Source organism: Kitasatospora sp. NPDC056651, from assembly GCF_042792155.1.
Classification (GTDB): domain Bacteria; phylum Actinomycetota; class Actinomycetes; order Streptomycetales; family Streptomycetaceae; genus Kitasatospora.
Window position 1 is genome coordinate 70,363 of the sequence record NZ_JBHTWX010000006.1, and the last position, 19,010, is coordinate 89,372.

The window sequence follows — 19,010 nt, forward strand, 5'->3', positions numbered from 1 at the left end:
GGGCCCAACGGCCCCATTCGGACGGGGTCGGAGTGCTCTGGGCCCGTCCTGCCCTGGGCGCGGGGTCCGGGCCCAAGGGTCCGGGCGCGGGGGCTCAGCGCCCCTGCCGCCGGACGTTCCCCAGGCCCATCAGCAGGAAGGCGAGCGCGACGCCCGCCCCGCTGACCGCCGCGAGCACCACCCGGGGCACGACCTCGCCGCCGCCCGAGAGCAGGATCGCCACCGCCCCGAGCGAGGCGACGGCCGCGCCCACCACCAGCCAGCCGGCCAGCGCGAGCGCCGGCGGCCGGTCGGAGCGCGGGGCGGGCCCGGCGTCCAGGGCGGCCCAGCGGGCCGCCGTCTCCCGCACCTCCCGGCGGCGCTCCCACAGGGCCCGGATCCGCAGCGCCGCGCCGCCGACCAGTCCGGCGAGCGCGATCTGCGCGGCCGGCCGCCAGTCCGGCAGGACGAGCAGCAGCCCGCCCGCGAGTGCGAGCCCGGCCCACCACAGCACGCAGGCCGCGGCGGCCGTACGGGTGGAGCGGGGCCGGTCGGCGCCGGCCTGGAGGTCGGCGATGGCGGGCAGGTACCAGACACAGCCGCTCGCGGTGAGCGCGGCGGTGCCGATGGCGAGAACGGTGTGGTTCACGATCCGGCCTTCCTGGATCGAACGGGAGATCGAACTGGACTGGATGTGACGGGGCCGTCCCCGCCCGCCCGCGGGGGCGGCGACGCGGGTGGGGACGGCGCTGGGGGTGGGGCCCGCCCCTCTGGAGGCGGGCCCCGGGATCAGCCCTCCGAGGAGGGCGGATCGGCGGGCGCGGGGCGCTTGACGGCCAGGGCGGCGGCCGCCCGGTCCGCCCGGCTCAGCGGCCGGTCGTACTTCGCCGGCTCCACGTCGGCCAGGTGCTTGGCGGGCTCCCCGCTGTACTCCAGGTAGTCCCGGGCCGCGATGTCCGGGTGGTGGAGGTCGAAGGCCGGGGATTCGGAGCGGATCCGCGGCAGCTTGACGAAGTTGTGCCGCGGCGGCGGGCAGGAGGTCGCCCACTCCAGCGAGCGGCCCCAGCCCCACGGGTCGTCCTCGGTGACCTTCTCGCCGTACTTGGCCGTCTTCCAGACGTTGTAGAGGAACGGCAGGATCGACAGGCCGAGCAGGAACGAGCCGATGGTGGAGACGGTGTTCAGGGTGGTGAAGCCGTCCGAGGCCAGGTAGTCGGCGTACCGGCGCGGCATGCCCTCGACGCCCAGCCAGTGCTGGACCAGGAAGGTGGCGTTGAAGCCGACGGTCAGGGTCCAGAAGGTCATCCGGCCGAGCCGCTCGTCGAGCTTCTTGCCGGTCATCTTCGGCCACCAGAAGTGGAAGCCGGCGAACATCGCGTACACCACGGTGCCGAACAGCGTGTAGTGGAAGTGCGCGACCACGAAGTACGAGTCGGAGACGTGGAAGTCGATCGGCGGGGCCGCGAGCAGCACGCCGGTCAGGCCGCCGAACAGGAAGGTGACCAGGAAGCCGACCGTCCAGAGCATCGGGGTCTCGAAGCTCAGCGAGCCCTTCCACATGGTGCCGACCCAGTTGAAGAACTTCACCCCGGTCGGCACGGCGATCAGGAAGGTCATGAACGAGAAGAACGGCAGCAGCACTTGTCCGGTGACGTACATGTGGTGCGCCCACACCGTCACCGACAGGCCGGCGATGGCGATGGTGGCCGCGATCAGACCGGAGTAGCCGAACATCGGCTTCCGGCTGAACACCGGGATGACTTCCGACACGATCCCGAAGAACGGCAGCGCCAGGATGTACACCTCGGGATGGCCGAAGAACCAGAACAGGTGCTGCCAGAGCATCGCCCCGCCGTTGGCCGGGTCGAAGACGTGCGAGCCGAACTTGCGGTCGCACTCCAGCGCCAGCAGCGCGGCGGCCAGCACCGGGAAGACCAGCAGCACCAGGATCGAGGTCAGCAGCACGTTCCAGCAGAAGATGGACATCCGGAACATCGTCATGCCGGGCGCGCGCATGCAGATGATGGTGGTGATGAAGTTGACCGCACCGAAGATGCTGCCGAAGCCGGACAGCGTCACGCCCATGATCCACATGTCGGCGCCGACACCGGGCGAGTGGATCGCGTCGGACAGCGGCGCGTAGAGGAACCAGCCGAAGTCGGCGGCGCCCTGCGGGGTCGCGAAGCCGGCCGCGGCGATCAGCGAGCCGAACATGAACAGCCAGAAGGACAGCATGTTCAGGCGCGGGAAGGCGACGTCCGGCGCGCCGATCTGGAGCGGCATGATCCAGTTGGCGAAGCCGGTGAACAGCGGCATGGCGAACAGCAGCAGCATCACCGAGCCGTGCATGGTGAACGCCTGGTTGAACTGCTCGTTGGAGAGGATCTGCGTTCCGGGCCGGGCGAGTTCGGCGCGCATGACCAGGGCGAGGATGCCGCCGATCAGGAAGAACGCGAATGCGGACACCAGATACATGGTGCCGATCGTCTTGTGGTCGGTGGTGGTCAGCAGTCTGACCAGGGCCGAGCCGGGCCTCCTGACCCTGACCGCCCCGGCCGGAAGGGCGGTTGGCGGTGAGGTGGGGTCGCCCTGTGCCTGGGTGGCGCTCAAGGACGCACTCCTTCGGAACGTCGTGCGAATGGATGGCGATCCATGATCCGAACTGGGCGCCTCCGCACCCCAGGGCCCTTCGGCCCGCCCGGCCGGGGCCGCTGGGCCCGAGTTCCCGGGCCCCGACCGGGACCTCCCGACCGCCTGCCCGGGACCTCCTGACCGGACGTCGGGTCCGAGGCCGGGCCGGTGCCCGCGCCTCACCCGCACCTCGCCCGCCCGCGCGCCCGCCCGTACGGGGCCGCCCGCTCGGGCCGCGCTCACCGGCGCGCGGAGCCCCGGTCGAGAACCGCCGGAACGCCTCCCTCCCCACACCCTCGTACACCCGCCCGAACGCTCCCCCGGAGCCGCCCGCCCGGCCCGCCCTGGCGGCCCCCACCACCACCTCCCACCTGCGGAGACACCGTCAGGACCCCGGCCCGCACCCCACCCCGGGCCGTGCCCGCCGAGGCCCCGGTTGTGTGCATGACGTGACCGAACCCCGTCGATTCCGTGCCCTTCAGCGCCGATCGGCCGTCAAGTAGCCTGCGCCCACCGACGCCCGGCCGCCGCCCACCCCGGCCGCCGCCCACGCCCCGGAGGTACGCCGATGCCCCTGGCCCAGCCCGCCGCCCCCACCCGGCTGTGCTTCGCCGTCCTCGGCCCGCTCGCCGGCGAGGCCGACGGCCGCCCGCTGGCCCTCGGGCCGCTGAAGCAGCGGCTGGTGCTGGCCGTCCTGCTGAGCCGTGCCAACACGGCCGTCCCGGTCGACCTGCTCACCGACGCGGTCTGGCCCGAGGAGCCGCCGCGCACCGCCCGCAAGAACCTCCAGGTCTACATCTGCACCCTGCGCACCCTGCTCGGCCGCGAGGACCGGCCGGACCGGCTGGTGCACTCGGCCGGCGGCTACCTCCTGCGGGCCGCCGAACCGGAGCTGGACCTGCTCCGGTTCCGCGCCCTCGCCCGGGCCGGCCGGGCCGCCGCCGACGGCGGAGCGCTCGCCCCCGCCGCCCGGCTGCTGCGCCAGGCCCTCGACCTGTGGCAGGGCCCGCCGCTCGCCGACCTGCGCTGCTCGCCCGCCGTCGAGACCGAGGCCGAACGGCTGGAGGCCCGCTGCCTGGGCGTCCACGAGGACTGGGCGGAGACCGAGTTGGAGCTCGGCAACGCCGCCGCGGTGGCCGAGGAACTGGCCGAGCTCGCCGAGCGCCACCCGCTGCGCGAACGCCTCCAGGCCGCCCGGATGAACGCCCTGCACCTCTCCGGCCGCCAGGCCGAGGCGCTCGCCGTCTACGACACCCACCGCCAGCTGCTCGCCCGCGAGTTGGGCCTGGAGCCGAGCCCCGCGCTGACCGCCCGCTACCGCGAACTGCTCGCCCGCGGCCACGCCCGGACCACCGCCGCCCGCCCGGAGCGCGGCGCCTCCCCGACCGGCGCACTGCTCCCCGCCGACACCGCCGACTTCACCGGCCGGACAGATGAACTACGCGACCTCATCGACGAGTTGGGCGAGGGAAGCGGGCGCGTCGCGGTGCTCTCCGGCCCGGCCGGCAGCGGCAAGACCGCGCTCGCCGTGCACGCCGGCCACCTGCTCGCCGACCGCTTCCCGGACGGCCGGGTGCTGGTCCGGCTGCGCACCGAGGACGGCACCGCGCGCCCGCTGCCCGAGGTGCTCGCCGAACTCGCCGCCCTCACCGGGCGCCCCGGCCCGGCACCTTCCGGAGCGGCGCCCGCCGGGCCGGGCCCGACCGGCTCCAGACCCGGCGACACGGCCCAGGCCGCCGCCCTCTGGCGCGCCTCGCTGGCCGGCCGCCGACTGCTGCTGGTCCTGGACGACGCCCCGGGCGAGGCCGTGGTCCGCGAGCTGCTGCCGGGCTTCGGCCCCAGCGCCGTCCTGGTCACCTCCCGCAGCCAACTGGCCGGCCTCGCCTCGGTGCGCCGCGTCGCCGTCCCCCCGCTCGCCCCCGCCGAGGCCCTCGACCTGCTCGGCCGGATCGTCGGCACCGGCCGGATCGGCACCGACCGCGCGGCCGCCGCCCGGATCGTCGCCGCCTGCGGGCTGCTGCCGCTCGCCGTACGGGTCGCGGGCACCCGGCTGGCCGTCCTGCGTCACCTCCCGCTCGCGGAGTACGCGGCCCGGCTGGAGGACCCGGCGGGCGCCCTGGACGAACTGGTCGCCGGGGACGTCACCGTCCGCTCCCGGCTGGACGCCGGCTGGCGCGACCTCACCGACCAGGGCCGCCTCGGCCTGGCCCGGCTCGCCGCGCTGCCCCTCGCCCTGCTGTTCACCCTGCCCGAGGCGGCCGCCGCCCTCGGCCGCCCCGAACGCCTCGCCCTGCGCACCCTGGAGGCGCTCACCGACACCGGCGCCGTCACCTCCCCCACCGGCGAGGTCACCGCCCACGCGGCCCTGTACGCCCTCCCCCGCCTCACCCACCTGCACGCCCGCGAACGCGCCGCCGACGCGGCCGGAGCCCCGGCCCTGGGATGACCTCGCGCTCCCCTCCCCGGAGCGGAGCAGCGGTTCGGGCCCGGAGGCACGAAACCCCCGGGCCCGGCGCCACGAGCGCCCTCACCCCAGCGTCAGCAGGTCCAGCACGTCCGTCCGTTCCCCCTCCAGCCCGCACAGCGCCAGCAGCACCCCCGCCGCCCCCGTGTGCAGGTCCGCCGAGAAGCGCCGCAGCTGCATCCCCGGCACCAGCAGCCCCTCCGGCCGGGCCACCAGGTGCCAGTGCAGCTTCCGCACCTGCCCGAGCACGTCCTCGCGCGCCGGAGCCCCGCCCAGCCGGTCCAGCGCCAGGGTCAGCCCGACCCGCCCCCGGAACAGCCCCGGCTCCCGGATGAACCCGGGCGCGCAGACCTTCCGCACGTCGGCCAGGAAGGTCTCCCCGCCCCGCACGTCGCCGTGCTCCAGGTACTCCCGCAGCACCAGCGCGATCCCGCTGCTGCCCCGGTCCAGGTAGGCCAGCCGGCGCCCGGCCTCCAGCACCTGCATCGACCCGTCGGGCACCCGGACGCACCGCGCCACCGCCCGCTCCAGTGCCGTCCGCCCGGAGTCCAGCAGCCACCGCTCCCCGGTGCGCCGGTACAGCCGCAGGTGGAGCAGCGCGATCCCGGCCAGCCCGTACAGCAGCCCGGCGGCCTCGGGCCCGTCCAGCCCGGACACCTGCTCGCCGCGCAGCACCGCGGCCAGCTCCCGGGCGTCGACCACCGCGTGGACCAGCTCCCGGGGGCTGTCCAGCGCCTCCGCCAGCCGCATCCGGGCGAGCGCCGCGCCGGCCCGGCCGCCGAACAGCCCCACCTCGCGCGCGGGGCGGGCGGTGCGGGTGCGTTCGACCAGTTCCTCGGCCGCCTCCGTCCGGCCGATCCGGGCCAGCGCCAGCGCGGTGCCGAGCGGCCCGTCGTACAGCCCGCCGGTGCCCGGGCGGTCCGGCCGCCGGCGCACCGCCGCGACCAGCCAGTCCGCGTACTCCTGCGGCCAGTCGGCCCCGGCGCGGTGCAGCGCGTACAGCACCCCGGCCGCGCCGTGGGCCACTCCGGTGCCGCCGTCCGCGAATCCGGCCACGTCCCCGGGGAACAGCCGGTCCGTCCGGTCCGGGCCGGCGCCCGCGTGGATGCCGGCGACCAGTTCCCGGCGCGCCGGTTCCAGCGAGGGCCCGGCCAGCAGCTCCCGCCCGCGCCGCTCGCTCGCCGACTCCACCAGCGCCACGCCACCCGGCCGCACCGGCCCCGCCTCCTCGCCCAGTCCGAACCACTCGCGCGCCCGCCGCTCCAGCGCCGGGAGCTTGCCCGGCTCGCAGTCGGCCAGCTCCAGTACCGGCATCAGCAGCATCAGCCAGGTGGCCCACAGCAGGTAGCGGTCGGCCTCGGCGCCGTGGACCCCGGGCGGGACGTGCTGTCCGGCCGCACCGGCCGTCGGCACCCGCCGGTCGTCCAGCTCGGCCGCGTACTCGAAGTCCACCAGCACCACGGACCCGTCCGGCCGCAGCACCACGTTGGCCGGGTGGAGGTCCCCGAACCGCACGCCCCGCTCGTGCAGGGCGCCGAGCGCCTTCTCCAGCCCCTCCACCACCCCGGCGACCCACTGGGCGTACTCGGCGCGCTGCTCCGCCGTGCAGTTCTGGTGCACCAGCGGGTAGCGCCGGATCGCCTCGGCGAACAGCTGGACGCCCTCGATGTGCTCCTGGACCAGGAAGGTGTGCTCCCACACCGTGCGCACCTCGTGCAGCCGGGGCACGCAGTCCAGCCCGGCCAGCCGCTCCAGCGCCCACTCCTCGCGCCGCAGCCGGGTCACCGCGTCCGTCCCGGTGCCGTCCAGCCCGGCGTACGGGCGGGCCTCGCGCAGCACCACCCGTTCGCCGCCTCCGTCGCGCTCGGCCAGGTAGATCCCGCCGGCGTTGGAGAACTGGAGCACCTCGAGGATCCGGTAGGGCAGGTCCCCGGAGGCCGCCTCCCGGGCGGCCAGGTGCGGGCGCAGCGCCCGCGGCAGCTCGACCCAGTCGGGCGTGCGGAACACCGGCTCGCGCGAGTCCGGCACCAGCGCGCCGTACGGGTCCCGCAGGGCCGGGGCGGTCCGTCCGGCCTCGTCCTGGCACCACAGCTCGACGAAGGCCCCGTAGCGCGCGTACACCGGGGCGTTGCCGATCCGCAGGTCGGTGAGCACGTACGGCCCGGGAAGGCCGTCCAGTTCCTTCGCCAACTCCTCGGCGAGGCCCACGAACTCGTCCTCGGTGACGGGGTAGGCGGTGATGAACTTGCCGCTGCTGCCCCGCCCCATGTACTTGCCGTTCGTCACCCGCAGCGCCACGGGGCTGCGCAGGAACTTGAACGACACCCGGCGGGCGGCGCAGATCCGCGCGACGGCGGCCAGCGTCCGCTCGGCGCCGTCCAGCGTCGCCGACACGTGCAGTTTCCAGCCCTGCTCCGGCAGCCTGGACCCCTCGGGCCGCAGCACCGTCCACAGCCCGCGCTGGTCCCGCCGCCAGCCCTCGGGCGGCTCGCCGAGGCCCAGCGGGTAGCGGCTCGCCTCGTCGCTCAGCCGTCCGGGGGTGTCGTAGTACATCGGGTCGGCGATGCAGTACAGCTGGGTGTCGGCCATGGCGGGCCTCCTGTTCCGAATCTTCCGAAGTCTTCCGGGAGCGGGCGGTGTTCAGACCACCGGGCTCAACGCCGGTCCGCGCCGGACCGGCGGCGCCCAGGTGACCACGGCCGCGCAGAGGGCGATGGCGAGGGCCAGCAGGGCGAAGGTCCGGGTGCCGCCGAGCGCGCCGAGCAGGGTGCCGCCGGCCAGCGGGCCGAACGGCTGGATCAGGGTGGACAGGAAGCCCGCGGCGCTCTGCACCCGGCCGATCCGGTCACGCGGCGCGGCGACCATCATGCCGGAGACGAAACCGATGCTGGCGACGGTGGACAGGCACATGCAGACCGCGCAGAGCAGCCCGATCAGCAGCGGCGACCTGGTCAGCACCAGCACCCCGGCGGTCAGCGCGCAGGCCCAGCAGGCGAGCGCGACCAGGCTGCCGTCCCGGGCCCGGGCGTCGAGCCTCGGGGCGAGCAGCGCGCCGGCCAGGGCGCCGACGGCCGTGCAGGAGACGACCGTGCCGCCGCCGATGCCGGAGCGGCCGCCGTCGGAGGCGACGGCCAGGGTGGTGAACATCAGCGCGCTGAACGCGAAGTTCATCCCGAGGCCGAAGATCAGCAGCAGGGTGCGCAGATAGGGCTGGTGCCAGATGAAGGCCAGTCCGGCGGTCAACTCGGCCCGGCTGAAGACCGATCCGCGGTTCGCGGCGGGCCGTGAGCGGGTCCGCATCAGCGTCACGCAGACGGTGGACAGCAGCAGTCCGACGCCCTCGGCGAGGAACGGCAGCACCGGGTGCCAGGCGAACAGCGCCCCGCCGCCGATCGGTCCGATCAGCCGGGCGGCGGCGCCGCGCGCCTGCATCCGGGAGGAGGCCTCACGGGCCTGCCCGGTGGGCACCACCGCGCGCACCAGGCCGCCGGCCGCGGGCCCGTAGACGCTGGAGATCAGCGCCCCGGCGGCGGCGACCAGCAGGACCAGCGCCAGCGGGGTGTGCCCGCGCAGCACGGCGACGACCAGGGCGCTGACCGCGAGCAGGCTGAAGACGTCACAGATCCGCATCAGCCGGCGGCGTTCGATCCGGTCGGCGAGCACCCCGCCGGGCAGCATGGTGAGCAGCAGGGCGCCCACCGAGACGGTGCCGATGGCGCCCGCCGAAGCCGCCGAGCCGGTCTCCCGAAGGACGAGCAACGGCAGGGCGATCGAGGCGAGTTGGGATCCGAGCGAGGCCAGCAGGCCGCCGATCCAGAGCAGCTGGAAGTCCCGGTTGCGGGCGAGTGGGGTGGGCTCCATGGCCGTCCTCCGTGGTGGGTGACGCCGGGCGTCTCATCGGGCCGGGGCGGCCCCGTCCTTCGACGGAGCCGCCCCGGAAGCCTTGCGGTGACCGGGCGGCCGGGGCGGTGGTGTCACTGCCCCGGTGCGCGGCCGGACGTCCGGACCCAGGTCACTCGGTGACGGTCTCGGCGCCGCGGACGTAGCTGATCAGGCTGAAGCAGCTGCCCTCGGCGGCGTCACCGAGGACCTTCAGCCCCTGGAGGTCCAGGACGTTGGCGGCGTGCGCCTCGACCTCGGGGGTCTCCTCGCCGTTCTGCTGCTCCATGTTCTCGGCCATGGTCGAACTCCTTCCGCATGGGGGTGGTTACGGTTCCGGCGAGCGGCTGCCCGCCGTTGGACACCAGATTGGGCGGGGCCGGCTGTGCCCGGCTTCGGGGCCGGCTGGGAACCGGTATGGCCGCAGGTCGGCACGGGTGTACCCGCCCGTCCACCCCCTTCCCGGAGCTCCGGGAAGGCCCCGGCACCTCGCCCCGGCTGCGGCCATACCGTTCGCCAGGCGTTCCCGAACCGGGCCCGAAGCCGCGCCCGCGACCCTGGCCCGGGACGCCCGCGCCCCGCACCGCCGCACGGGCCCCGAGCAACCGCACAGGCCCCGCGCCACCGCGCGGGCCCCGAGCGACCGCTCCGCCCGGCACAGCGAAGGACGACCGAAGGACGGCCACCATGCCCTGCCCACACTGCGCCCAACTCGTCGCCACCAACGACCAGTTCTGCCCATCCTGCGGCACCTCCCGGTCCGCCGCGCTCGACCTGGCCGCCGAGGAGCGCAAGCTGGTCACGGTGGTCTTCTGCGACCTGGTCGACTCCACCGCCCTGTCCGGCGCGCTCGACCCGGAGACCCTGCGCGAGCTGATCCTGCGCTACTTCGAGCGGATGCACCGTCAGATCGAGGCCCACGGCGGCACCCTGGAGAAGTTCATCGGGGACGCGGTGATGGCGGTCTTCGGCGTCCCGGTGATCCGCGAGGACGACGCCCACCGGGCGCTGGCCGCCGCGCTCGCCATGCTGGAGGACCTGGAGGACCTCAACACCGAGCTGGACGCCACCCTCGGAGTCCGCCTGGACGTCCGGATCGGCGTCAACACCGGCCAGGTGGTGGCGGGTTCGGACGCCTCGGCACGCCAGGCGCTGATCTCCGGCGAGACCGTGAACATCGCCGCCCGGCTGCAGACCCAGGCCGCGCCCGGCCAGGTGCTGATCGGCGCGCAGACGCTGCGCGCGGCCGGCCCGGCCGCCCAGGTGGACGAGGTCGGCCCGCTGCGGCTCAAGGGCAAGACCGAGCCGGTCACCGCCTACCGCCTGGTCGGCCTGGACGAGGACGATCCGGAGCTGCTGCGCCGCTTCGACGTCCCGCTGGTCGGCCGGGAGCGCGAACTGGACCAGCTGGACGCGGCGTTGGCCCGGGTGGCGGGCGGCCAGGGGGCCGAACTGCTGCTGGTGGCCGGCGAGGCGGGCATCGGCAAGACCCGGCTGGTGCGCGAGTGGCGCGAGCGGGTCGGCCGCCGCACCGCCCGCTGCGGCACCGCCCGCTGCCGCAGTTTCGGCGAGCAGGGTGTCCTGGCGCCGCTCGCCGAGGCGGTCCGCACCCTGCTGGACGAGCCCGAGGGCGCCGCCCCCGCCGAGGCGCTGGCCCGGCTGGCCGAGGCGACGGCGCCGGACCTGGAGGCCCGCCGCTCGCTGGAGCTGCTGGCCGCGATCCTGCGCGGCCGCACCGTCGAGCGCCCCGCCGTCCTCGTCCTGGACGACTGCCAGTGGGCCGGCCCGGTGCTGCTGGACGCCGCCGAGCTGCTGACGGCCGAACTCGGCGCGGCCCCGGTCCTGGTGCTCTGCCTGACCCGGCCCGAGCTCCCGGCCGCCCGCCCGAAGCTGCCGACGCTGCCGGTCGGCGGCCTGTCCTGGGACGAATCCGCCCTGCTGGCCGCCCAGTTGACCGAGCTGAGCGCCCACCAGGACGCGGTGCCCACCCGGCTGCTGGAGCGCGCCGAGGGCAACCCGCTGCACCTGGAGGAGCTGCTGGCCGCCCTCACCGAGACCGAGGGCCCCACCCTGACCGACGAACTCCCGCCCACCGGAAGGGCGTTGCTCAGCGCCCAGATCGACGGGCTGGAGCGCGACGAGCGCGCCACGCTCGACCTGGCCGCCGTCCTCGGCCGTGTCTTCACCGCCACCGAGCTCGCCCAACTCGCCCACGGCGGCGCCGACCAGGACGCCTTCGCCGACCCGGAGGACGACGTCTTCACCGGCCCGCTCGACGGCCTGCCGGCCGGCCCGCCGGCCGCGGGCGACGACACCCCGCCGCGGCTGCACGCCGCCCTGGCCCGGCTGGCCGAGCTGCGGCTGGTCGAACCGACCGGCCCCGGCTACCGGTTCAGCAGCGGCCTGGTCCAGGAGTCGGTCTACCAGTCGATGTCCAAGCGGGCCCGCGCCGAGCGCCACGAGCGCGCCGCCGACCTGCCGGCCGTCCGCTCCACCGGGCCCGCCGCCGTCGGCGGCCACCTGGAGCACGCCCACCGCTACCGGCTCGAACTGGGCCTGCTGGACACCCGCACCGACGTGCTGCGCACCCGCGCGGCCGCCACCCTCGGCGCCGCCGGGGCCGACGCGCTGGACCGCACCGACCTGCCCGCCGCCACCGACCTGCTGGAGCGCGCCGTCCGGCTGCACTACCCGGGCGAGCGCGCCGCCGGCCCCGCGCTGCGCCGCCTCGGCGAGGCCCGGCTGGCGCTCGGCCGCGCCGAGGAGGCGCTGCCCGTCCTCGCCCAGGTGCGGGACGCGGCCGCCGACCCGCTGGACGCCGCGCACGCCCGGCTCGCGCTGGCCGCCCGCGGCCTGCCGCCCGGCCAGGACCAGCCCGCCGCGACCGCCCGCGCCGTGCTGCCGCTGTTCACCGACGCCGGGGACGACCTCGGCCAGGCCCGGGCCCGGCTGCGGCTGGCCGAGGAGCACCTGCTGGCCGGCCGGCACGCCGAGGCCGAGCAGCTGCTCGACCAGGCGCTCGGCCAGGTCTCGCGCACCGGCGCGGAGCTGGACCGGGCCGCCGTGCTGGCCGCGACCGCCGCCTCGCTGCTGGCCGGCCCCGAGCCCGTCCCGAACGCCACCTTCCGGCTGCGCGCCCTGCTCGCCGAGCACGGCACCGGCCGGCGGGCCGTCCGGGTCGCGCTGAACGGCCCGCTGGCCGTGCTGCTGGCGCTGCGCGACCGCCCCGACGAGGCGGAGCTGCTGCTCGCCGAGGCCAACGGCCTGGCCGGGGAGCTGTCGCTGGCCGAGGCGATGGTCGCGCTGCCCGCGCTGACCGCCCAGGCTGCGGCCGCCCTCGAACAGAGCGGCCAGGCGCTGGACCTGCTCGCCGACGCCGCCGAGATCGCCCGTCACCAGGGCGCCGCGGCCCCGCTGCCGCGCCTGGCGCTGACCACCGCCCGGGTCCTGCTGGACACCGACCGCCCGGCCCAGGCCGCCCGCCACCTGGACGGCGCGGACGCCGTCACCGCGCTCCCGCCGGTGCTCGCGATCGAGCTGGACGCGCTGCGCGGCCGGCTCGCCGCCGCCCGCGGCGAGGCCGCCCCGGCGCTGGACCTGACCGCCGCCGCCCTGGCCGGCGCCGAGGCCACCGAGTCGCTGCTGCTCCAGGCGCTGACCGCGCTCGACCGCGCCCACGCCCTGCTGCTGCTCGGCCGTCCCTCCGAGGCCGCGGCGGCCGCCGCCACCGCCCGGGACCGCTTCGCCGCCAAGGGCCACCTGCCGGGCGTGCGACGCGCCGAGCGGCTCGGGGGCACCCGGTGAGCGGCCCGGCCGACCTCACCTGGAGCCTGCGCGACCGCGCCCCCGCCGACCTCCCGGTGCTCGCCGACGCCGTCGCCCCCGACGACGAGGGCACCGGCAAGGGCATCCGGGTCTGCGTGGTCGACTCCGGGATCGAGCCGGACCACCCGCTGGTCGGGCCGGTGCAGGGCTCCTGGGCGGTGGTCAAGGACCCCGACACCCGGGAACTGACCGTCCGCCCCGACACCGCCGGCGACACCTGCGGGCACGGCACCGCCTGCGCGGGCATCATCCGCCGCACCGCCCCGGACTGCGAGCTCTACAGCGTCCGGGTGCTCGGCGAACGCTTCACCGGCACCGGCGACATGCTGATCGCCGGCCTGCGCTGGGCCGTCGGACAGGGCTTCGACGTGGTCAACCTCAGCCTCTCCACCACCCGGACCCGTTTCCTGGAGCAGCTGCACGCGATCGCCGACGACGCCTTCTTCGCCCGCACCGCGATCGTCGCCTCCGCCCACAACACCCCGGTGGAGAGCTACCCGTGGCGGTTCTCCTCGGTCATCTCGGTGGGCAGCCACCAGGAGGACGACCAGCGGCTGCACCTGTACAACCCGGCGCCGCCGGTCGAGTTCTTCGCCCCCGGCCAGAACGTCCGGGTGCCCTGGCTCGGCGGTGCCACCATCCGCACCACCGGCAACAGCTTCGCGACCCCGTACGTGGCCGGGCTCTGCGCCCGCATCCTGTCCCGGCGGCCGAGGCTGACCACCTTCCAGCTGAAGAGCGCGCTCTACCTCACCGCGGCCAACGTCCAGGTCCCTTCCACCCCCACCCCGGAGGCGCCCGATGACCCTCAGCACTGACCCCGCCGTCGACCCGCTGGCCCGCGAGCTGCTCCAGTCCGTGGTGGACGTGGCCCGGGCGATCTTCGGCGCCCAGGCCGGCTCGGTGTGCCTGCTCGACGAGGTGGCCGGGGAGCTGGTCTTCCAGGCCGTCTCCGGGCGCGGCGAGGAGTCGCTGGTGGGCCGCCGCTTCCCGGCCGGCCGGGGCATCGCGGGCTGGGTGGCCGCCTCGGGCGAGCCGATGGTGGTGGACGACCTGGGCGCCAACCGCACCTTCGACCGGGAGTTCGCCGAGTCCACCGCGTACGTCCCGACCACCCTGATGGCCGCCCCGCTCACCCACGGCAGCCAGGTGCTCGGCGTCCTGGAGGTGCTGGACCCGGCCCCGCAGGCCCGCGCGAGCCTGCCCGAGCTGGACCTGCTGGCGATGTTCGCCCGGCAGGCCGCCGCCGCCCTGCGGGTGATCGCCGAGCGCTCGCCCGTCCTGGAGCCGGTCCCGGACCGGGCCGCCGCGCTCGGTCTGCTCGCCGACCTGGAGGAGCTGCTGCGCCGTCAGTAGTCCCGGGCGCCAGCAGTCCCGGGCGTCAGTGGTCCCGGGCGTCAGTAGTCCCGGGCGTCAGTGGTCCCGGGCGTCCAGGCGGGCGAGCTGCCCGCGCTCCAGGGCCGCGTACACGGTGCCGTCCGGGGTGACGGCGACGCCGTGCGGCTCGGCGCCCGTGCCTGGGACCGGGTACCCGTCGAGGTGCCCGTCCGGGGTGAGCACGCCGATCCGCCCCGCGCCCCACTCGGTGAACCAGAGCCGGCCGCCCGGCCCGGCCGCGATGGCGTGCGGCCTGGCCGCCCGGTCGGCCAGCGGGTACTCCGTCACCCGGCCGCCCACGGTGATCCGCCCGACCAGTCCGCCGCCGATGCCGACGTACCAGAGGGCGCCGTCGGCCCCGGCGGTGATCCCGACCGGCGCGGTGCCCCCGGTGGGCAGCCGGTGGACGGCCACCGCGCCGTCCGTGCCGACCCGGGCCACCGCGTCGGCCTGGTTGAGCGTGCACCACAGCGCCCCGTCCGGGCCCGCGGCGATCAGCGACGGGAAGGCCCCTTCGAGCGGCAGCGGGTACTCCGTCACCTCGCCGTCCACGGTGATCCGCCCGATCCGGTCCGCGTTCGGCTCGGTGAACCAGAGCGCCCCGTCGGGGCCGGCGGCCAGCCCGTACGGCCCGGCGTCCTCCGTCGGCACCGCGAAGGACGTCGCCGTCCCGTCCACGGCGATCCGCCCGATCCGGTGGTCCCGCATCCGGCTGAACCACATCGCCCCGTCCGGCCCCGCCACGATCACCGCCGGCCCGCACTCCGGCGCCCCGAGGCCGAACCGCTCCACCGCCCCGCCGGGGACCAGCCGCCCGATCTCCCCGCCGTGCACCAGGGTGAACCAGACACTCCCACCCGGCCCCACCGCCACCCCGTACGGCCCGGCACCCGCCTCGGCGACGTCGATCAGTTCCATGACGACCCCTCCCCATCACTAATGCGACTCCCATCGCGTTAGTGATCCTCGCACGCCACCCGCACCCCGGCAACCGGATTCGGCGCCGCGTCGGCGCCCCGCCCGGACTGCCGACCCCGGCTACTGCGCCGTCCGGCCCGGGTCACCGCGCAGGACCGACACGACGCCCATCCCGGCCGCGCAGACCGGGACGGCGAGCAGGGCGCCGATGATCCCCGCGATCCCGGCGCCCGCCACCACGGCGACCATGATGGTGGCCGGGTGCAGCTCCACCGTGCGGCTCTGGATGACCGGCTGGAGGATGTTGCCCTCGATCATCTGCACCGTCAGCACCACCCCGAGCGCCCACAGCGCCGTGCCGAGACCGCCGTCCGCGAGGGCCACCAGCACCGCCACGGTGCCGGACAGGAAGGCCCCGACGAACGGGATGTAGGCGCCCATGAAGACCAGCGCGCCCAGCCCGGGGGCGCCCGGCACGCCGAGGGCGACCAGGCCGATGGTGATGAAGCCCGCGTCGATCAGGGCGATCAGCGTGGTGCCGCGCATGAACCCGGCCATCGCGTCGAAGGCCCGCTCGGCGCAGGCGATCACCGTGGCGGCGCTGCGCTCGGGCAGGTAGGCGCGGATCACGTCGCCGGTGCGGTGGCCGTCCCGGAGGAAGAAGAACACCAGGGCGAGCGCCAGCACCCCACCGGTGACCAGCTGGGTGAGCAGGCCGAGCCCGGAGAGCACACCGCTGGTGAGGGTCGAGACCAGCGAGTCGGTCTCGCCCTTCGCGTTGCTCAGCGCGTGCTGGATCTTCGCCCCGAGCGGGCCCAGCCACTCCGCCAGCCGCTCCCCGGACTGCTGGAGCGAGGAGGCGATCTGCGGGGCACTGTGCACCAGCGAGTTGACCAGCAGCGCGATCACCCCGGTGCCCGCGGCCACGAGTACGGTGCAGGTCAGCCCGGCGGCCAGGCCGCGTCCGACGCCGCGGCGCACCAGCCAGGGCACCACCGGGTAGAGCAGCGAGGCCCCCAGCAGCGCCAGCACGAACGGCACGGTGGCGGCCCGCAGTTCGACCAGCGCGAAGACCACCAGCGAGGCCACGGCGAGCAGCAGGATCACCGCCACCGACCAGGCCGCCGCCTGCCGCAGCGCGGGCGGCAGCATCAGGTAGGGCCTGCGATGGTCGGCCGGCCGCTGTTCGCCGGGCGAGGGCTCCACGGGCACGGCCACCTCCGCCGGGGGGCGTCGACGATTCCGGACCGCCCCAGCTCAGCAGAGGTTCCGACGGGCCGCGCGGCGGATCGGCCGTGAGCACCCGAACGAGCTACCCGGCCGCCTCGAACCGCACCACGCCCCCGCCGTCCGCCCCGGCGAGGGCCGGCACGCGCGACGGCCCGTACGCGGCCCCGGCCCCGGTACCGGCTCCGCTCACCGGCGGCCGTCCAGCACCGAGCGCAGCACGGAGATCCGGTTGGAGGTGATGGAGGAGACCCCGGTGTCGCGCAGCCGGCGCATGGTGCGGCGCAGGTCGGCGGTCCAGGTGGAGACGGCGAGGCCCTGGGCCGCCGCGGCGGCGGTGAACTCGGGGGTGACCAGGCCGAACGGAGGGTTGAGGTAGCGCGGGCGCAGGTCGTCCAGCAGGGCGCGCACCGGCATCCGGGGCTGCTTCCAGGTGAGCGCGATCTCGGCGGCGGGGGCCAGTTCGCGCACCGCGAGCATGGCGGTGACGGGGCCGCAGAAGGCGACCGACCGTTCGGCGCCGAGCTCGGTGACCACCGACCAGGTCGCGGCGACCGGTACCGGGTCGTCCAGGTCGATCAGCAGCCGGCGGCTGTCGACGGCGGCCACCGCCTCGATCGCCTCGGCCAGGGTGGGGACGGCGAGCGGGCCCTGCCGCAGCTCCGCCAGCTGCTCGGTGGTGACCCGGTCGATCGACCGCGAGTCGCCCCAGAGCCGTTCGAGCGTACGGTCGTGCAGCAGGACGGGGACCCGGTCGCGGGTGAGCTGGACGTCCACCTCCACGGCGTCGGCCCCGGCGGCGAGCGCCGACTCGACGGAGGGCAGGGTGTTCTCGCGGTGGCGGTACGGGTCGCCGCGGTGGGCGACGGCGAGGGGCTTGGCGGCGGTGTTCGACGGCTTGGCGGCGGTGTTCAACGGAGCCTTCCGGTGAGCCAGGGGGTGAGGTCGTGGACGCCGATGCTCTCGCGGCGCCCCGGGGAGCGTCAGCGTCGTTCGACCATCACGTTGGTGGACTTGATGACGGCGGTGGCGGGTGCGCCGGGGACCAGGTTCAGCTCCTCCGCCGACTCCCGGCTGATCAGCGACACCACCCGGAACGGCCCGGCCTGGATCTCCACCTGCGCGGCCACGTCGCCGAGCACCACATGGGTGACGATCCCCGGGAAGCGGTTGCGCGCCGAGGACGGCCGGCCCTCCGCCTCGGCGGTCTCCGGCCGGGCCAGCTCCCGGGCGAAGGCGGCCAGTTCGGCCCCCGGGATGATCCGGTGCCCGTGCTCGTCCCGCGCGGCGGCGACCCGCCCCGCGTCCACCCAGCGCCGCATGGTGTCGGCGCTGACGCCGAGCAGCGCCGCGGCCTCGCCGATGCGGTACGGGTTGGCCGGCACCTCGGGCTGGCCCATGTGCGTCTCCTGACGGTGGTCCGGGTTCCGGGGGCGGGGCGCCCCCGCGCCATCCTGCCGTACAGACGGCGCGGGTGATCACGCGAGGGCCGTCAGGGCTCGCCGAACAGGTCCCGCCGCACCGCGTCCCCGGCGGTCAGCACCGCACCCGCGAGCACCGCGCCGCCGCCCGCCGTACCGGCCCGCACCTCGGTCCTCAGCGGGGAGAGCAGGGCCAGCCGCCGTTCGACCCGGGCGGCCAGCTCCGGCCCGCCGGCCCGGCCGACCTCGCCGCCGAGCACCACGCAGCCGGGGTCCAGCACCACGCAGACGCCGGCCGCGCCGATCGCGATCCGCTCGGCCAGCTCGTCCAGGAACGCGTCGCCCGCCGCGCCGCCCGCCAGTGCGGCGCGGACGGCGGCCTCGGCGGCGGGGGCGTCCCCGGCCGGGCCGGCGGGCAGCCCGTGGGCGCGGGCCAGCGCGCGGATCGCGGCGCTGCCGACCAAGCCGTGGAAGCCCCCCTCGCAGCTGTCGGCGCTGGGCAGGCCCGTGGTCCCCGGGACGGGCAGGAAGCAGATCTCTCCGGTGCCGCCGGAGAAGCCCCGGCGCAGCCGCCCGTCCAGGATCACGGCGGCGCCGACGCTGTGGCCCAGCCAGAGCAGGACGAAGGTGTCGCGGTCGCGCGCGGCGCCGACCCGGTACTCGGCCCGTCCGGCCAGGTTGACCTCGTTCTCCACGATCACCTCGACACCGGGCAGTTCCCTGAGTGCGGCGAGGAGTTCGGTGTGCCAGGCGGGGAGCTGGCCGGTGCTCTGCAGGCGCCCGGTGGCCGGGTCGACCAGTCCGGGGGCGCCGACCGCGACGGTGTGCAGCCGCTCGACGCCGGCGCCGCGCGCGGTCTCCAGCAGGGTGGCGACGATCGCCCCGGCGGTGCTCGGTCCGCCCTCGCCCTCGACCGGGACCTCGGCGGTGGCGAGGCTGCGCCCGACCAGGTCGGCGACGACCAGGCTGACGCCGCCGGAGCGGACGTCGAAGGCGGCCAGGTGGGCCCGGGAGGCGACCAGCGCGTAGAGCCGGGCGTTGGGGCCGCGCCGCTGTTCGCCGCGCTCGCCGACGACGGCCACCAGGCCGGTGCGCTGGAGGCGTTCGAGCAGGTCGGCGACGGTCGGCCGGGACAGGCCGGTGAGGTCGCGCAGCTCGGTCGCGGTCAGAGGGCCCTGTTCGAGCAGGAGGTTGAGCGCCAGCCGGTCGTTGATCGCCCGGGCGGTGCTCGGCGTGGCCGTACGCGCGGTGGTCATGGCCGGTCATCCTTCCAGTCCTGCCGAAGTGTT

At 76.1% G+C, this 19,010-nt stretch carries 14 protein-coding genes; 4 read left to right on the forward strand and 10 right to left on the reverse strand.

What is annotated here, in order from left to right:
* Positions 1–94: 94 nt before the first annotated feature.
* Together ACFRAR_RS04885 and ctaD are read right to left on the reverse strand one after the other, a co-directional pair.
* The gene (locus ACFRAR_RS04885; protein WP_380694824.1) at positions 95–628 is read right to left on the reverse strand and encodes a hypothetical protein; all 534 of its coding nucleotides are present in this window, start codon (positions 626–628) and stop codon (positions 95–97) included.
* A 140-nt stretch (positions 629–768) separates the two neighbouring features.
* The gene (gene ctaD / locus ACFRAR_RS04890) at positions 769–2,589 is read right to left on the reverse strand and encodes a cytochrome c oxidase subunit I (RefSeq protein WP_380694826.1); all 1,821 of its coding nucleotides are present in this window, start codon (positions 2,587–2,589) and stop codon (positions 769–771) included.
* 589 nt (positions 2,590–3,178) lie between these two features.
* On the opposite strand from ctaD, the gene ACFRAR_RS04895 reads away from it, so the two are divergent.
* The gene (locus ACFRAR_RS04895; protein WP_380694828.1) at positions 3,179–5,056 is read left to right on the forward strand and encodes a BTAD domain-containing putative transcriptional regulator; all 1,878 of its coding nucleotides are present in this window, start codon (positions 3,179–3,181) and stop codon (positions 5,054–5,056) included.
* An 81-nt stretch (positions 5,057–5,137) separates the two neighbouring features.
* On the opposite strand, the gene lanKC is transcribed toward ACFRAR_RS04895, so the two are convergent.
* The 3 genes from lanKC to ACFRAR_RS04910 form a co-directional block, all read right to left on the reverse strand.
* A complete protein-coding gene (lanKC, locus tag ACFRAR_RS04900; protein ID WP_380694830.1) occupies positions 5,138–7,663 on the reverse strand; it encodes a class III lanthionine synthetase LanKC in 2,526 nt (841 codons plus the stop codon).
* A 51-nt stretch (positions 7,664–7,714) separates the two neighbouring features.
* On the reverse strand, positions 7,715–8,935 hold the full coding sequence (locus ACFRAR_RS04905) for an MFS transporter (protein ID WP_380694832.1): 1,221 nt from the start codon (positions 8,933–8,935) through the stop codon (positions 7,715–7,717).
* Between the two features lie 151 nt (positions 8,936–9,086).
* A complete protein-coding gene (locus ACFRAR_RS04910) occupies positions 9,087–9,254 on the reverse strand; it encodes a hypothetical protein (RefSeq protein ID WP_380694834.1) in 168 nt (55 codons plus the stop codon).
* Between the two features lie 386 nt (positions 9,255–9,640).
* Here ACFRAR_RS04910 and ACFRAR_RS04915 point away from each other — a divergent pair, with 386 nt between their 5' ends.
* Genes ACFRAR_RS04915 through ACFRAR_RS04925 form a run of 3 tightly spaced genes read left to right on the forward strand, consistent with a single transcriptional unit; the run spans position 9,641 to position 14,134 of the window.
* A complete protein-coding gene (locus ACFRAR_RS04915) occupies positions 9,641–12,757 on the forward strand; it encodes an adenylate/guanylate cyclase domain-containing protein (protein ID WP_380694836.1) in 3,117 nt (1,038 codons plus the stop codon).
* Positions 12,754–13,596, forward strand: a complete 843-nt coding sequence (locus ACFRAR_RS04920) for a S8 family serine peptidase (RefSeq protein ID WP_380694838.1) — start codon at positions 12,754–12,756, stop codon at positions 13,594–13,596. Before ACFRAR_RS04915 ends, ACFRAR_RS04920 begins: the two co-directional genes overlap by 4 nt.
* A complete protein-coding gene (locus ACFRAR_RS04925) occupies positions 13,580–14,134 on the forward strand; it encodes a GAF domain-containing protein (RefSeq protein WP_380694840.1) in 555 nt (184 codons plus the stop codon). The genes ACFRAR_RS04920 and ACFRAR_RS04925 overlap by 17 nt, the downstream gene beginning before the upstream one ends.
* A 57-nt stretch (positions 14,135–14,191) precedes the next feature.
* Here ACFRAR_RS04925 and ACFRAR_RS04930 read toward each other — a convergent pair whose 3' ends face one another.
* The 5 genes from ACFRAR_RS04930 to ACFRAR_RS04950 all read right to left on the reverse strand — a co-directional run bounded on the left by ACFRAR_RS04930 (position 14,192) and on the right by ACFRAR_RS04950 (position 18,977).
* Entirely contained in the window at positions 14,192–15,073 is an 882-nt protein-coding gene (locus ACFRAR_RS04930; RefSeq protein ID WP_380694842.1) for a virginiamycin B lyase, read from the reverse strand.
* Positions 15,074–15,193: 120 nt separating this feature from the next.
* Positions 15,194–16,285, reverse strand: coding sequence for an AI-2E family transporter (locus tag ACFRAR_RS04935; RefSeq protein WP_380694844.1), 1,092 nt, complete (start codon positions 16,283–16,285; stop codon positions 15,194–15,196).
* A gap of 204 nt (positions 16,286–16,489) precedes the next feature.
* Positions 16,490–17,215, reverse strand: coding sequence for a glycerophosphodiester phosphodiesterase (locus ACFRAR_RS04940; protein WP_380694846.1), 726 nt, complete (start codon positions 17,213–17,215; stop codon positions 16,490–16,492).
* Between the two features lie 68 nt (positions 17,216–17,283).
* Entirely contained in the window at positions 17,284–17,700 is a 417-nt protein-coding gene (locus ACFRAR_RS04945; protein ID WP_380694848.1) for a molybdopterin-binding protein, read from the reverse strand.
* Positions 17,701–17,792: 92 nt separating this feature from the next.
* Entirely contained in the window at positions 17,793–18,977 is a 1,185-nt protein-coding gene (locus ACFRAR_RS04950; protein WP_380694850.1) for an ROK family transcriptional regulator, read from the reverse strand.
* Positions 18,978–19,010 lie beyond the last annotated feature (33 nt).

Coding starts and splice junctions, on each gene's coding strand:
- ACFRAR_RS04895 (WP_380694828.1), top strand. CDS start 3,179: ATGCCCCTGGCCCAGCCCGCCGCCCCCACCCGGCTGTGCTTCGCCGTC.
- lanKC (WP_380694830.1), bottom strand. CDS start 7,663: ATGGCCGACACCCAGCTGTACTGCATCGCCGACCCGATGTACTACGAC.
- ACFRAR_RS04905 (WP_380694832.1), bottom strand. CDS start 8,935: ATGGAGCCCACCCCACTCGCCCGCAACCGGGACTTCCAGCTGCTCTGG.
- ACFRAR_RS04910 (WP_380694834.1), bottom strand. CDS start 9,254: ATGGCCGAGAACATGGAGCAGCAGAACGGCGAGGAGACCCCCGAGGTC.
- ACFRAR_RS04915 (WP_380694836.1), top strand. CDS start 9,641: ATGCCCTGCCCACACTGCGCCCAACTCGTCGCCACCAACGACCAGTTC.
- ACFRAR_RS04925 (WP_380694840.1), top strand. CDS start 13,580: ATGACCCTCAGCACTGACCCCGCCGTCGACCCGCTGGCCCGCGAGCTG.
- ACFRAR_RS04930 (WP_380694842.1), bottom strand. CDS start 15,073: ATGGAACTGATCGACGTCGCCGAGGCGGGTGCCGGGCCGTACGGGGTG.
- ACFRAR_RS04945 (WP_380694848.1), bottom strand. CDS start 17,700: ATGGGCCAGCCCGAGGTGCCGGCCAACCCGTACCGCATCGGCGAGGCC.
- ACFRAR_RS04950 (WP_380694850.1), bottom strand. CDS start 18,977: ATGACCACCGCGCGTACGGCCACGCCGAGCACCGCCCGGGCGATCAAC.